This window comes from Paramixta manurensis (genome assembly GCF_013285385.1).
In the GTDB taxonomy this organism is placed as follows: domain Bacteria; phylum Pseudomonadota; class Gammaproteobacteria; order Enterobacterales; family Enterobacteriaceae; genus Paramixta; species Paramixta manurensis.
Genome location: NZ_CP054212.1, coordinates 2,055,502 through 2,070,843, shown reverse-complemented (window position 1 = coordinate 2,070,843; position 15,342 = coordinate 2,055,502). Strand labels below are relative to the sequence as shown.

Here is a 15,342-nt window from a genome sequence, read left to right as displayed (position 1 = left end):
TACGCTAATGGCCGATAAAAAACTCAGCGGTGAAGCCGTGATGACCGATATCGCTGTTTAAAACAGCGGCGGATTTCGTTCTGTCTCACCGCGCCACACCATTCCATGCAGAAAGGTATCTCTCTCATCGGCTGTGGTGAGAGGAAATTGCGCAAAATGCGTATGGCACATCAGATGTAACTCTTCTTCCCACTGTCGTTTAAGCTCTGGCGTGTCTAAATAGTCACCATTATATTGCGCGGGAGTAAGTATCTCTGACATATTCAGGGGTAATGCGCCAGGCGTGGTTAATTGCGCATTAATATTACCCGAGGCGATCTCAACAATAATTCCGGTGATATCTTTGCTTAACAGTTTCTTTAATATTTTTATTTTATTTCTCGCGGTAAAATTGGCATGTTTAAAATGGAGATTAAAAAAAGGTTGAAAATAGCGAATTAATGCCGCTTCTGCCAGGGCGACGATACCGTGGCGGTTAAACTGAACACGGCGAATGCGCGCCAGATGCCGCATCTCTTCTTCTGTTGATGCGCTTGGTTCGGTATTAAGGTCCCCCCCTGTGCTGGCAAACATTTTTTGGTGTTCAAAACGATAGAGTAATAACAGAATTTCATTATCCGGCTGATAAGTGGTCGTTTCGGCTAAAATACGCTGAAAAGTCGAGTGATTGAGCAGACGGTCAACCGCGCTGCGCTTAGTCGAACGCCCTATTCCCTGACCAATGTACAACACTTCTAACCGCTTATCTTCGAAGGTTAAATCTGAAATCGCACTGGCTAAAATAATATGCGTCATCAGCTGCATACGCCCCCGCGAGGTCACTATCTCGACTGAGACGCCGGAAGGATCAACATTCGCCTCAATGACACGGACATTTTCCCCAATATGATCGGTAATGCCAGGATATTGGAACCGAACCCGTACCCGGCGCTTATCACGCACCACCAGAAAATAACCCGATAATATATTATCTCTGACAGAAACATCTGCGCAGTCAATTAATATGCGCCGCCGTGTGGTGATCAGATAGATATTACAATCCGATATGACCTGTTTTATTTGTTCATTTTCTTTGAATAAATAGAGATCGGCGGGGGTTAGCACCGCAGGAGGGCTGGAGTAGAGATGTAATGCCCCTTCCACTGAAAATAGCCGCTGCGTCGCTACATTTCCGTTACTTACCATTTTTCTCTCCCTGTTCTGGTTTGATAAAGCTTGCACAACCCGCTGCGCGCATGAGCCCTTTTAGTAGCACAAACGAGAATGATTATCAAATGTATTGACCGGCAAATGACAGCATGATAAATGTAACGCTTGTTTAAGGATTTGAACGGAATTCATACGATTTCAGACGGAGTTGGAATGATTAAAAATAATCCCCACACCAAAGCCCTTATCACTCTGTTTCACCCGGCAAAAATTAGCACCTTGCCCTTGCTCATCACGTTATTCTTTTCCGCCGTTGTTTCGGCGTTTGACCAGCAAGACGATCCTGAAAAAAAACTTGCTGCCGTTGCGTATTTTTCTTTAGGTAATAACGGTTTTATCGCGCAGCAAAGCGAGGGTGAAAAATATCTACAAGCGATTATTGGCTCACCTAACGCGGAAAAAAAATTACTTAATATGGCTAAAGATCGCCATCTGACACCAGAGGCACATCTCTATATCGCTTGCGGTTTAACAGGCCATCCTAATGTTGAATATGATGTGCTGTTTGCGCCTTATTTTCAGCAAACGGTTTCGGTATTAAAAGCAGATATTTTAAGGAGAGAAAATTTTCATACCGTTTATCAATGGATTCAGAAATTTGGCTGCAAAACAATTAAATAATTAGATCCTTTCTTAAATACCCTTTCCCACCTTCACGGCGCCTTATCACCCCCCTCATCCCATTCCCTCTATTTCAAACCCTCGTCACGATCACATTTCCGGCAATAAACGCAGCATTTCGTTGACATCATTAACGTTAAGATCACAAATAACCGCATCCAAAAATAGGGACAGCGTCCCGCAATTAGGGACAAGCAATGAGCGCGCTTAATACCGCACTGAATTTGTTAAAGGCGTTCACGCCGGAAAAACCAAGCTGGGGAGTACGCGAACTCAGCCAATGGAGCGGCATCTCCTCCTCAACCGTTCAGCGCGTACTGGCCACCTATTGCAGTCAGGGTTTGATGCAACAAAACGCCGTTACCCGTCGCTATGAAATCGGCATTGGTTTTTGGCAATACGGCATGCTCTTTCGCCAGCATTTACGGCTGGATACGCTGATTGCCGAAACGGTAAAAAACCTGGCCGACCAAAGTGGTGAAACCGCTTATTGCAGTATGCCGGATGGCGAGACGGCGATTTGCGTGCAACTGACCGAAAGCCGCCAGGATATTGTGATCGCAATTCGTAATGGGGAACGAACCCCTTTGCACCTTGGTTCGCGCGGCAAAGCGATTCTCGCCTGGCTACCAGAGGCACGCCGCCAGGCGGTGATTGCCGAACTGGTGACCGACCCCACGAAGCGTCTCACGCTCGAAGCGCAACTCAGCCAACTACGCCAATGTGGCTGGATCCTAAGCCGTGGCGAGCGCTTACCTAATGTTACCGGCATCAGCGTGCCGCTGTTAAAAGCATCCGGGGAAATCTTTGCCTCACTGACCATCGGCGGCCCATCCGACCGGATGAGCGAGCAAAAAGTGGCCGCCTGCCTTCCCCTGTTACAACAGGCAAAAACGCAGCTTGAATTTACCTTATCTCACCTGGATTAAACCGAATGACGTCGCAAGCGGATAGCGCACTCACCTTACAAACCTTCGGCTCTTTTTATCTCGCCGGACAACCGAGAGTACAAACCTCGTTGCCCACCAAACAAGTGGTACTGGCGCCCGGCGGCGTGCCGGTCACGATTAACCCCAATGGCACGCAGTGGCTGGGGCAAATGTATGTGCAATACTTTTTCCCGGCGCAAAACATTGACGCTCCGCCACTCAGTTTTTGGCATGGCGGTTCAATGACCGGCGCAATGTGGGAGCAAACGCCGGATGGACGCGCCGGTTGGCTACCGTGGTTCTTACGGCGTGGCTGGCGCGTGTATAACGCGGATGCGGTGGAACGTGGACGCTCAGGCTGGGCGCCGGACGCGCCGCCTTTTGCGGAAGCGCCCATTTTACGCACCGCGGAAGATTGCTTTACGCAGTTTCGTATCGGTTCGCCGGTCAGCCAACTGACGCCGCAGGCATTGTCGCAAGCCGCTTATCCCCAGTGTCAGTTTCCGCTCGAACACTTTGCCGATTTTATGTGCCAAGTGGTTCCGCGCTGGACCAAAACCGATGAACTGATGCTAACCGCCTGGTGCGCATTGCTTGAACGCACCGGCCCGGTCACGATTGTGGCCCACTCCCAGGGTGCGGTATTTGCATTACGCGCGGCGGCACGCTGCCCGGATAAAGTCGCGGCTATTGTGGCGATTGAGCCAGCACAGGCGGCTGAACGACACGAAATCGCCGCGTTAAGCGCAATCCCTATTTTAGTGGTGTATGGCGATAATCTCGAACTCGATAAGCGCTGGCCGCAAATCCGTCAGCGTACCGACGTTTTTTTCCACCAGCTCCAACAACAGGGGGGTGATGTCACCTTCGTCGATCTGCCCCAGCACGGTATTAATGGCAACTCTCATCTGCTGATGATGGAACGTAACAGCGACGCCATTGCTCAGTTGATCAATGACTGGTTATTACAAAAATGCCAGCACAACCCGCAAAGAGTATCCCTATGATGACAATCCAGACCGCTGAACTCGAAAGCCACACCATCCGTAAAATTGCCTGGCGCTTAATGCCGCTGTTTACTATCGGCTACTTTCTGGCCTCGCTGGATCGGGTTAATGTCGGCTTTGCCGCGTTGCAAATGAACGACGATGTCGGTTTATCCGCCGCCGCTTTTGGCCTGGGCGCCGGGCTCTTTTTCGTCGCCTATTGCCTGTTTGCCGTGCCCTGTAACATGCTGATGGTGAAGGTTGGCGCCACGCGCTGGCTTTCCGCGGTGATGATCTCATGGGGAGTTTTATCAACCTGCATGGCCATGGTCCAGGGGCCACTCTCTTTCTATGCGCTGCGCTTTTTACTCGGCATCGCCGAAGCCGGGTTTTTCCCTGGCGTGATCTACTACTTCACCCTCTGCTTCCCGAAAAAATACCGGGGACGGATGGTGGCGATCTTGATGATGGCATTGCCGATTTCCAGCGTACTGGGTTCCCCACTTTCCGCCGCGCTACTGAATGCCGATGGCGTGCTAGGCCTACGCGGCTGGCATTGGTTATTCATTATTGAAGGGATACCGGCGCTGCTGTTGGGTGTGCTGGCGATTACCCTGTTACCGGAACAGCCCGGACAGGCTAAATGGCTATCCGCCGCAGAACGGGAGTGGCTAAGCCAAGAGATCGCCCGTGAACAGCAAACCGCATCGCATCATGCCATTGAAGGCAGCCTGATACGCCTGCTATTTCATCCGCGCGTCTTGTTATTGACCCTGATTTATATGGGCGGCACCGCCGTCACCAATGGCCTGGCGCTGTGGCAACCGCAATTTATTAAGGCGTTTAATCTCACCACCATGCAAATTGGGTTACTTAATGCGGTACCTTTTGCCATCGCCAGCCTGGCAATGTATCTGTGGGGACGACATTCCGATAAACATGGCGAACGCCGTCTGCACACCGCCCTGCCCCTGATCCTGGGCGCGTTAGGTCTGGCGGGCAGCATGTATGTCACGCACCTGTGGCCGACATTATTCATTCTGTGTGTCGCCATCACGGCGGCCTCAATGATTAAAGGCCCATTTTGGGCGATGGCGACGGAATTGCTTCCGGCCGGTACTGCCGCAGTCGCGATTGGGCAAATCAACGCGCTTAACAATCTCGGGGTATTTATCGGCACCTGGCTTATCGGCGCGATACGAACCAGCACCGGCAGTTTTACTTACGCGCTGGCACCCTTGTTGCTGTTGACCATTTGCGCCTGCATTGGCGCGCTCTGTATCGGCAGTAAAAAACAGCCGCCTCAACCTTCACCGCTTGATCTTCGCGAGTAATGCGCCCCGGCAGACGGGTTTGATATGAATTAACGCAACACAGTTTTGCCGGGCCAGGCCTTACTGTGTTGCTCACCTCAACGCTACAGTAGTTTTGTACTCTCCCAAGGGGCGTGATTGACCCCTTATTCCCGATAAGGAGCTATAAAATGACTGATTCCATCGTTGAGCGTCATACTATTCATCCTGCAGATGTCACTGCCGACGCGGTGTTTTATGAGTATTCAAAAGCCGCGAATCCGATCGGCGCCAATATTATTTCTCGCGTGCCCTATCACCAATTTCCGGCGTCGCTGTATAACCATGGCGCAACTCGCGTGGTGCCGTTAGATTTGTCAGACCAATTACATTGCGCCGCGCCAGCCACCGGCCCTGGGCTGCTGGCAAATTTTATTCGCGTGACCGGCGGAGAAAAAATTACGCTCGACCCGCTTGCGACATCACAAATTTTCTACGTTATCGGCGGGTTTGGCGTCGCAGAACAAAATGGCAAACATATTCCGCTCGACAGCGGATCTTTCCTCGCGCTACCGGGCGGCCAGCCAGCCACGTTGCGGGCGGTCTCGACGCTGACGCTGTACTACGTTAACGATGCGCCGCTACTTGCCTACCTTGGCGTTACTCAGGTAACGCCACGTTTCTCCGCCACCCTCTATAGCGCAGAACGGGCGGAAGAAGAGCTAAAGAAAGCGGCGGAAGATAAAGAAGCAGGTAATCGTAGCCGTATCTCGGTGTTATTGGGCAATAGCCACTTCCCGCAAACCCGTACCGTCACGCACGTGCTGTGGGCTATGTTTGGATTGTTACCGGCAAATTCGGTGCAAAAACCGCATCGTCACCAGTCAATAGCGTTGGACTTTATCGTTGATTGCCCGCAAGGATGTTACTCGCTGGTGGGAACCCGGTTAGATGAACAAGGCAATATCGCCGATGCCACTCGCGTTGACTGGGAGCCCGGTATGGCATTTGTTACGCCTCCCGGCTACTGGCATGCGCATATTAATGAATCTGACCGCGCGGCTAAATTGATCCCCATCCAGGATGCCGGTTTGCAAACCTGGCTACGTTCGCTGGATATTCGCTTTAGCTAAACCACTACGGCAGCCGTCTTTGCTCCCCCGCTAAGACGGCCTAAACAGCCAGAAAAGTAAAGCGTTCCTCAATGACGCAAAGCAATTAAACTGTTAAAACATTAGTCGGGTCGCGGCCCCCTACCGGCAGCGGCCCTAATTGCTTATTCGCGTCATGTTATACCTGTCTCCGGCAGGCAAATTGAGGAACGACAAAGATAATGAACTATTTTGCCGCTATTGGGACCTTTGTCAGAGCTGCGGAATTAAAAAGTTTTAGTGCGGCGGCGAAGGCGCTCAATATTGAAACCTCAACCGTCTCCCGCCATGTTGCCGACCTTGAGGCGGACCTGCATATTGCCTTGTTTAACCGCTCAACGCGCGGTCTGGCGCTCACCGAAGCGGGCAAACTGTTCTATTCCCACGCAATCCAGCTCTTACAACAGTGGGAAGAGGCCCGCAACCTCACCTCGGCGCTGAATAAACGCCCTGCCGGCCTGCTGCGGCTCAGCGTTCCCTGCGCTTTTGGGCGGCTACATATCATGCCGTTTGTTGATGAGTTTTTGCGGCTCCACCCTGAAATCTCGCTGGATATTACTTTCAGCGATGAAATCCAGGACCTGATTGAATCACGGATTGATGTCAGTATTCGTATTGGCACCTTGCCAGATTCAACCATGCATGCGCGTAAGCTCGCGCCGCAAACACGTTACGCATGGGCTAGCCCGCAATGGATAGCTGAACACACTCCACCGCACTCTCCGGTCGGGCAAAAAGATCTGCAAATTTTAATGTTCTCACGTCTTCATGGCGAAGGCTGGTATGCGCGAAATGCCGGGTCAGATGAAGAGTGGACGCGGATCCCGGTTAATTACCGCTTCAGCGCAAACGACAGCGAGGCTCTGCTGTATGCCTGCCGTACCGGCGCCGGTATCGCTGTGCTTCCCGATTGGCTCACCTGGCAAGTGGCGAAAGACCAGCAACTCCAGCGCGTATTCCCTGAACTAGAGTTCAGTATGTTTCGCAGTGAAACCGCCATTTGGATTGTTTACCCACGTAAAAAAACCGTATCCAGTAAGGTGCGTACTTTCATTGATTTTATCGTCGATAAAGTCGGTAGTGTGCCTTATTGGGCGCAATAGGCTTGTGCTGCCCGGCGATGAGGGCAGCTGCCGGCAAGGAAGCTTAACCTATACGGTATTCATGGTTTATCAGCGTAAACCTGAACTGATGCTGCGATGAACAAATCACCTGCCGATCGCGGGTAACGAAAATGGCCTCAATCTGTGGCAGCGCGGCAAGGTACGCCAACCCTTTTTCCACCCCCATTCCGTATAGCAAGGTGGTATAAATATCGCCATCAATAGAATTATCGGAAATGATGGTCACGCTGAGTAGCTCATTATCGAGCGGATAGCCGGTTTTGGCATCCAGGATATGGTGATAACAACGCCCGTCCAGCCAGAAATAGCGTTCATAAATGCCGGAAGTGACCACCGATTTACCGCAAACATGAATTACGCCAATCAGCGCATCCGCTTCGGCAAAAGGCTGTTTCAGACCGATCGCCCATCCCGGCTCGCCCTCGCTCTCCGGCATACCGAGGGTTTGCACATTCCCGCCCAAATTAATCAATGCGCGCTCAATGCCTTCCCGGCGCAACGCGTCTCTGACCAGATCGGCAATGTACCCTTTGGCAATCGCACCGAGATCTATCTCCATACCGGCTTTTTTTAACCATACCGTGTGCTGCTGTTCATCCAACACCACCTGTTGCGGATCGGTTAATGGCAGTAGAGAGTGCAACTCATCAACTGGCGGTACACTGTTACCCTGAAAACCAATCTTCCAACGTTTTACCAATGGGCCAATGGCAAAATTGAAACAGCTTCCCGGCGCTACACTCACCGCTTTGGCGCATTGAATCAGATTAAAAACCGGCGGGCTGACCGCCACCGGATGCAGCCCTGCCGCATGATTGATGGACATCACTTCTGACTGTTGCCGGTTTACCGTTAACCGATCTTCCTGACGCTTAATCAGACCAAACACGGCGGCCGCTAACGCTTGGTTATGTTCAAACAGTTTTAGCAAAATGGGCGACCCCATCATTACCGTAGAGTAAGCATAAACCTGTTCATCTGTTGGCATCGTACTTCCTTCTCAGCGCTTCATTTTAAATTTGCCCGCAACATGATTTTAAAAAATATCCGCCCACGCTTTCAGTTGATACAGATCAAAACCGACAAATACCAAACTCGCATCATAGGATACATCACTCTTAAGGGTTAGTTTACCTCCCGCAGGCGGCAGGAGGGCGCATCATCAAACGGATTAATATGCCTGGCCTGGTCTGATCCGACACCCTATCAATCCCATCGGAAACGATGCCGGGCATAAACAGCATTCTCAACAACTTAAAGATGAACGCGATGAAAAAAATATCCACTGTGAATGCTCCGGCCAGGTCGTCTCCCACCGCGCCGGATCGCAAAAAACCTCTGATATTGATGGTGCTTCCGGTGCTGGTTGCAGCGTTATTGCTGCTGGTGCCGGTTCCTGCTGGTCTGGAACCTTACGCCTGGCACTTTTTTGCCATCTTTGTCGGGGTGATTGTCGGTTTGATTTTTGAACCGCTGCCCGGCGCGGTCATTGGTCTGACCGGCGTGGTGGCGATAGCGTTGTTCAGCCACTGGCTGCTGTTTAGTCCGGCCGAGTTAGCTGATCCCAAGTTTAAAGTCGCCACCGAGTCGTTTAAGTGGGCGGTTAGCGGGTTTGGCAACTCCACCGTCTGGCTAATCTTCGGCGCCTTTATGTTTGCCGCCGGTTACGATAAAACCCAGTTCGGTCGCCGCCTGGCGCTGATTCTGGTGAAATATCTCGGGCGGCGCAGCCTGACGCTCGGCTATGCGATTACTTTTGCCGACCTGCTGCTGGCGCCGTTTACCCCGTCAAATACTGCCCGCAGCGGCGGCACCATCTACCCGATTATTGCCAACCTGCCGCCGTTATACGGCTCCAAACCGAATGACCCCAGCGCGCGTAAAATCGGCTCGTACCTGATGTGGGTGGCGATCACCGCCGCCTGTATTACCAGCTCAATGTTCCTCTCGGCGCTGGCGCCGAACCTGCTGGCGCTGGCGCTGGTGAAAAGCATTGTCGGTTTTGATATTTCGTGGGGCATGTGGTTTCTCGCCTTCCTGCCGCTCGGCGTGCTGTTAATCCTCACCATGCCGCTGCTGGCCTACTGGTTCTATCCGCCGGAAGTGAAGGTTAACGATGAAGTGCCGCGCTGGGCCGCCAGTGAGCTGGAAAAACTCGGCAAGCTGTCGCGTAATGAAATCCTGCTGCTGGTGTTCGTGTGCTGTGCGCTGCTGATGTGGATTTTTGCCACCGCGTGGATTGAACCGGCGATGGCGGCGCTGCTGGTGATTGTGCTGATGCTGTGGACCGGGGTGCTGAACTGGAACGACATTACCAGCAATAAACCGGCCTGGAACACCTTCGCCTGGTTCGCCACGCTGGTGGCGCTGGCGGACGGGCTGGCACGGGTTGGCTTTATCGCCTGGCTGGGTAAAGAAGGTGGTCAGTTGCTGCACGGTATTGACCCGCAGGTTGCGGCGGTGATGCTGCTGATCGCCTTCTTCCTGTTGCACTATCTGTTTGCCAGTACCACCGCGCACACCACCGCGCTGCTGCCGGCGATGCTGACCGTTGCCGCCTCGATTCCGGGCATCAATATGCCGGTGTTCTGCCTGATGCTGAGCACCTCGCTGGGCGTGATGGGGATTATTACGCCTTACGGCACCGGCCCGAGCCCGATTTATTACGGCAGTGGCTACCTGCCAACCAAAGATTACTGGCGGTTAGGCACCATTTTCGGCGCCATTTTCCTCGCCGCGCTGATGCTGATTGGTTACCCGTGGATGGTGATGATGTTCTGAGGGTAATACGAATTTACGACGCAAGGGGATGCGAATACCGGCGTGGTAATATACCATTCTTCAAGGTGCCGCTCTGTTGCTATGGCAGAGCGGCAAGACAACAACAACGAAATGTCGCCAATGATATTGCCCAAGCGCCAGAGCCACAGCGCACGGCAGTACTTCGTTAAGTGAGAATACAATGTCGAATAAGCCTTTCCATTACCAGAACCCTTTCCCTCTCGCCCCGGAGGATACCGAATACTACCTGCTGAGTCGTGACCACGTGTCGGTGGTTGAGTTTGATGGGCAGGAGGTGTTGAAGGTTGATCCACAGGCGCTAACGCTGCTGGCGCAGCAAGCCTTTCACGATGCTTCATTTATGCTACGCCCCGCGCACCAACGGCAGGTTGCCGCCATTTTAGATGACCCGGAGGCCAGCGAAAACGATAAATATGTGGCGCTGCAATTCCTGCGTAACTCGGAAATTGCCGCCAAAGGCATTTTGCCAACCTGTCAGGATACCGGTACCGCGATTATTAGCGGAAAAAAAGGTCAACGCGTATGGACCGGCGGCGGTGACGAAGCGGCGTTATCACGCGGTATCTATAACACCTACATTGAAGACAACCTGCGCTACTCGCAAAACGTCGCGCTGGATATGTATAAAGAGATCAACACCGGTACCAACCTGCCGGCGCAGATCGATTTATATAGCGTAGATGGCGATGAATATAAATTTCTCTGCATTGCTAAAGGCGGCGGCTCAGCCAACAAAACGTATCTATATCAGGAAACCAAAGCGCTGTTGAGCCCGGGTAAACTGAAAGACTACCTGATTGATAAAATGCTAACGCTCGGTACGGCGGCCTGCCCACCCTACCACATCGCATTTGTCATTGGCGGCACCTCCGCCGAAAGCACGCTCAAAACCGTTAAGCTGGCGTCCACCCACTATTATGACGGTCTGCCAACCGAAGGTAACGAGTACGGTCAAGCCTTCCGCGATGTGCAACTGGAGCAAGAATTGCTGGTTGCGGCGCAAAACCTCGGCCTTGGCGCGCAGTTTGGCGGCAAGTACTTTGCTCATGACGTGCGGGTTATTCGTTTACCGCGCCACGGCGCATCCTGCCCAATTGGGATGGGCGTGTCCTGTTCTGCTGACCGTAATATCAAAGCCAAAATCAATCGAGACGGTATCTGGATTGAGAAACTGGAACAAAACCCAGGCCAATATATTCCGCAATCCTTACGCCAACAGGGCGAAGGCGAAACGGTACATATCGACCTGAACCGTCCGATGGAAACCATTCTGGCCCAACTCTCGCAATATCCGGTCTCCACCCGTTTGTCACTGAGCGGCACCATCATTGTGGCGCGTGATATCGCCCACGCGAAGCTGAAAGAGCGGATTGATAACGGCGAAGGGTTGCCGCAGTACATTAAAGACCATCCGGTGTACTATGCCGGGCCGGCGAAAACCCCGGAAGGTTACGCCTCTGGCTCGCTCGGCCCAACTACTGCCGGACGAATGGATTCCTATGTTGACCTGCTGCAAGCTCACGGCGGAAGCATGATCATGCTGGCGAAAGGCAACCGTAGCCAGCAAGTGACCGATGCCTGTCACAAGCATGGCGGTTTCTATCTCGGTAGTATTGGCGGCCCGGCGGCGGTGCTGGCGCAACAAAGTATTAAGAGCCTGGAGTGTGTTGAATATCCTGAACTGGGTATGGAGGCTATCTGGAAAATCGAAGTTGAAAACTTCCCGGCCTTTATCCTGGTGGATGACAAAGGCAATGACTTCTTCCGTCAGATTCAACTCAACCAGTGTAGTAACTGCGTGAAATAAACCGCATCCTTCGGCCCCTTTCATCCGAAGGGGCCGCTATTCGTTCACCGCCGTTCAACAGTCGTTAACCCACAAAGCGATAACCAACACCGTTTTCGGTAATGAAGTGGCGCGGACGCGCCGGAAGCGTCTCCAGCTTCTGCCGCAAATGGCCCATATAAATCCGTAGATATTGGCTGTTATCGGCATGCGGCCCCCAGACATGTTTCAAAATCTGGGTTTGCGTTAGCATCTTGCCCGGATTACTGACCAACAATGCCAACAGGCGGAACTCGATTGGCGTGAGATGCACCGCCTCGCCGGCGCGCGTCACCGCATGGGTGCTAAGGTTGATAGTGATATCACTGAAGGCAATGAGCTGCTCTTTTTCTTCTTCGTTACGCCGTAACGCCACGCGAACCCGCGCCTGTAACTCACCGACACCAAAAGGTTTACTAAGGAAATCATCCGCGCCCGCATCCAGCGCTTCAATTTTATCCTCTTCATCGGTACGTGCGGAAAGCACAATAATCGGCTTATTACTCCATTGGCGAAACTCGCGAATAAACGTCAAACCGTGACCATCCGGCAACCCCAAATCCAGGATCACCAGATCGGGCCTGCGCGCGGCAGCGGTACTTAGCCCATGCGCCAGCGTATCCGCCTGCCAGACTTTCATGGTTTCACTCTCCAGCGCGCTACGCAGAAAGCGACAGATCTGTTTTTCATCATCAATAATTAGCAAGCTTTTCACGGATGTGCTTCCGGATCTGACGTCACGGCCTGCGCCGCTGACCAAGGGAGAGTAAGGGTAAATCCAGCGCCGCCTTGTGGGCGATTAGCCGCCTCGATTTTACCGTGATGCATATCAATAATCGCCTGACAAATCGCCAACCCCATTCCTACACCGGGGATCGCCGACTCGGTATGTCCGCGGGTAAATTTTTCAAAAATCCGCTGCTCCATACCGGCGGGCAAACCGGGGCCATTATCCCCTATTTCAATCTGTAGCTGGTCGCTCAACGTTCGGGCTTTGATGCTAATTTCCACCTGTTTGCCGCCATACTTCAGCGCATTTTCCACAATATTCACCAACACCCGTTCCAGCAGTGGCCCGTCCGCCTTGAACAGCACCATTGCCTCCGGTAGGTCAAGGTGAACAGCGTGCCCGTCCAGTATCGCCTCCAGCGAGGTTAAACTGCTACCAATCAGTTCGTCCAGCGCGACCCAATCGGTTTGCAGGCGTAAACCGTCTGATTCAATCCGCGCCATATCCAGCATATTATTCACTAAACGGATAGTACTGAGCGTCTGCTGGCGAATCTCATTGGCCTGCGGGGCAAACGGCGAAGCGGCGCTTGCCAGCTCCAGAGTCAAAATTTCCGCCTGACCAAATAACACCGTCAGCGGCGTGCGCAAGTCATGTGACAGCGCGGCCAGTAAAGCGTTCCTGAGCTCTTCTCGTTCCGCCGCCAGCCGCGACTGCTGTTCGCGTCGGGTCAACGCCAGCCGTTCCAGCGCCCCGGCAATCAGCGTGATAAACGTATCTTGCAACCGCTGTTGTTCCGGGATCAGCAGATGGCGGAGGTTACCAGGTTCAATAATCAATAGCCCCAACGTACGTTCCGACCCTGCCAACGGCAACACTTTATACGGCACGCCCGGCAAGGTGTCGGTGCCAGCGCCCGCCACTTGCCGTTTATCAAAACTCCATTTAACAATCGCCGGATCAGGGATACTGTTAAGCCATTTTTCCGCTGCCGCCGTCAGCACGCCATTTTTATCCGGTAACCAAATTTCACAGCGCGATAGCAACGCCGCGCCCACCACTTGCTGGCAAATTTTGGCGATCTCATCCGGCTCACGCGCCCGACTCAAGCCATTAGCCACTTCATAAAGGTAACGCGCGCGTTGTTCCCGCTGCCGCGCCACCCGCGCCTGGTAACGCACGCCAGCGGTGAGATTACCGATAATTACCCCCACCGCCAGCATCACAGAAAAGGTGACCAGATACTGCGCATCCGTCACCGCGAAAGTCCCTTCCGGCGCAACGAAAAAGAGATCGAAGACCACGATATTCACCAAGGCGGCCACCACTGACGGCACGCGGCCAAAACCAATGGCGATCAACACCACGCCCATCAAATAAATCATCACCAGGTTGATGGGAGAAAACCCCGGCAACAGCACCTTACAAGAGAGCGTAATCAGGCCGCACATCGCCACCGCCGCCAGGCTGCCACGCCATTTTTGACGCCATTTCTCCGCCGCACCGCGCCCGCCTGACGCGGTATCGGCACGTAGTTCTGGTGTGTCATCCAGCCCCACAATCATCAGATCCAGATCCGGCGCTAATTGGCTAAGACGCGTGGCGAAACGGTTAGGTAAACGCCAGCGCCGCCGCGATGGACGGCCAATAATGATTTTGCCCAGATTATGTTCGCGTGCATAACGTAGCACCGCGCGGGCTTCATCGGGATCGGATAAGGTGGCAGTTTCTGCGCCCATGTTTTGCGCAAGGTGCAAAGTGCGCAGGACCGCGCGACGATGTGCCTCACTCTTACGCTGTAAGGAGGAGGTTTCGACGGTGATTGCATGCCATTCACAGCCCAAACGGGTTGCGAGACGAGCGGCAACTCGTACCAGTTTCTCACTACCGGTTCCCGCAGCGATACACAACAAAATCGCATCGCGGGTATGCCACACTTTCTCTTCGTGCCCCTGCGTATCACGCCAGACGCGCATCTGCTCATCAACCCGGTCGGCGGTGCGCCGCAACGCCAGCTCACGTAACGCGAATAAGTTGCCCTTCCGGAAGAAGTTTTCAATCGCCCGCTCGGCGCGCTCGCCAACGTAAATTTTGCCCTCTTTTAACCGTTGGCGCAGATCATCCGGCGGCAAGTCGACTAATATCACCTCGGTCGCCGTATCGAAAAACGGGTCCGGCACCGTCTCTCGTACCCGAATACCGGTTACGGCGCTGACAATATCGTTGAGGCTTTCCAGGTGCTGAACGTTAACCGTGGTCAGCACATCAATCCCGGCATCCAGCAACTCATCAATATCCTGCCAGCGTTTCGGATGTCGCGACCCGCGTGCATTCGAGTGGGCCAACTCGTCGATTAAAATCACCGCCGGACGCCGCGCAAGGGCAGCATCGAGGTCAAACTCCGGATAATGATGTCGCCCGCTAATACGCAACGGCAAGCTTGCCAACCCGACGAGCAGCGCTTCCGTCTCCTTCCTGCCGTGCGTCTCAACCACCCCGGCCAGCACATCCACGCCCTGCGCCCGTAAGCGATGCGCTTCCTGTAGCATCGCCCAGGTTTTTCCTACCCCGGCACAGGCGCCAAAATAGATTTTCAGTTTTCCGCGCCCGGCGCTGCCAGCTAACGCCAGCAGCGCATCGGGATCGGGACGCAGGGGCTCATCCGTCATCGTG

Annotated in this window: 12 protein-coding genes; 8 read left to right on the top strand and 4 right to left on the bottom strand. The window is 53.4% G+C overall.

Annotation, left to right across the window (positions count from 1 at the left end; translation table 11 throughout):
• Positions 1 to 57 precede the first annotated feature (57 nt).
• A complete protein-coding gene (locus tag PMPD1_RS10100) occupies positions 58 to 1,185 on the bottom strand; it encodes a hypothetical protein (RefSeq protein ID WP_173633915.1) in 1,128 nt (375 codons plus the stop codon).
• A 177-nt stretch (positions 1,186 to 1,362) separates the two neighbouring features.
• On the opposite strand from PMPD1_RS10100, the gene PMPD1_RS10095 reads away from it, so the two are divergent.
• The 6 genes from PMPD1_RS10095 to PMPD1_RS10070 all read left to right on the top strand — a co-directional run bounded on the left by PMPD1_RS10095 (position 1,363) and on the right by PMPD1_RS10070 (position 7,291).
• Positions 1,363 to 1,830: a hypothetical protein gene (locus tag PMPD1_RS10095; protein WP_173633914.1), complete on the top strand. Its 468-nt coding sequence runs from the start codon at positions 1,363 to 1,365 to the stop codon at positions 1,828 to 1,830.
• A gap of 197 nt (positions 1,831 to 2,027) precedes the next feature.
• Positions 2,028 to 2,759, top strand: coding sequence for an IclR family transcriptional regulator (locus PMPD1_RS10090; RefSeq protein ID WP_173633913.1), 732 nt, complete (start codon positions 2,028 to 2,030; stop codon positions 2,757 to 2,759).
• Positions 2,760 to 2,764: 5 nt separating this feature from the next.
• The gene (locus tag PMPD1_RS10085; RefSeq protein ID WP_173633912.1) at positions 2,765 to 3,766 is read left to right on the top strand and encodes an alpha/beta hydrolase; all 1,002 of its coding nucleotides are present in this window, start codon (positions 2,765 to 2,767) and stop codon (positions 3,764 to 3,766) included.
• A complete protein-coding gene (locus PMPD1_RS10080) occupies positions 3,763 to 5,079 on the top strand; it encodes an MFS transporter (protein ID WP_354292846.1) in 1,317 nt (438 codons plus the stop codon). Before PMPD1_RS10085 ends, PMPD1_RS10080 begins: the two co-directional genes overlap by 4 nt.
• A 149-nt stretch (positions 5,080 to 5,228) precedes the next feature.
• Positions 5,229 to 6,170 (top strand): cupin domain-containing protein, encoded by a 942-nt coding sequence (locus PMPD1_RS10075; RefSeq protein WP_173633911.1) that lies wholly within the window; start codon positions 5,229 to 5,231, stop codon positions 6,168 to 6,170.
• 200 nt (positions 6,171 to 6,370) lie between these two features.
• Positions 6,371 to 7,291 (top strand): LysR family transcriptional regulator, encoded by a 921-nt coding sequence (locus PMPD1_RS10070; protein ID WP_173633910.1) that lies wholly within the window; start codon positions 6,371 to 6,373, stop codon positions 7,289 to 7,291.
• 43 nt (positions 7,292 to 7,334) lie between these two features.
• On the opposite strand, the gene PMPD1_RS10065 is transcribed toward PMPD1_RS10070, so the two are convergent.
• Complete coding sequence (locus PMPD1_RS10065; protein ID WP_173633909.1) at positions 7,335 to 8,300, bottom strand: FAD:protein FMN transferase; 966 nt, start codon at positions 8,298 to 8,300, stop codon at positions 7,335 to 7,337.
• 281 nt (positions 8,301 to 8,581) lie between these two features.
• Here PMPD1_RS10065 and PMPD1_RS10060 point away from each other — a divergent pair, with 281 nt between their 5' ends.
• Complete coding sequence (locus tag PMPD1_RS10060; protein ID WP_173633908.1) at positions 8,582 to 10,093, top strand: anion permease; 1,512 nt, start codon at positions 8,582 to 8,584, stop codon at positions 10,091 to 10,093.
• A gap of 181 nt (positions 10,094 to 10,274) precedes the next feature.
• Positions 10,275 to 11,921: a class I fumarate hydratase FumA gene (gene fumA, locus PMPD1_RS10055; protein ID WP_173633907.1), complete on the top strand. Its 1,647-nt coding sequence runs from the start codon at positions 10,275 to 10,277 to the stop codon at positions 11,919 to 11,921.
• Positions 11,922 to 11,985: 64 nt separating this feature from the next.
• On the opposite strand, the gene kdpE is transcribed toward fumA, so the two are convergent.
• On the bottom strand, positions 11,986 to 12,654 hold the full coding sequence (gene kdpE / locus PMPD1_RS10050; RefSeq protein WP_173633906.1) for a two-component system response regulator KdpE: 669 nt from the start codon (positions 12,652 to 12,654) through the stop codon (positions 11,986 to 11,988).
• Entirely contained in the window at positions 12,651 to 15,338 is a 2,688-nt protein-coding gene (gene kdpD, locus PMPD1_RS10045; RefSeq protein WP_173633905.1) for a two-component system sensor histidine kinase KdpD, read from the bottom strand. The genes kdpE and kdpD overlap by 4 nt, the downstream gene beginning before the upstream one ends.
• Between the last annotated feature and the right edge of the window lie 4 nt (positions 15,339 to 15,342).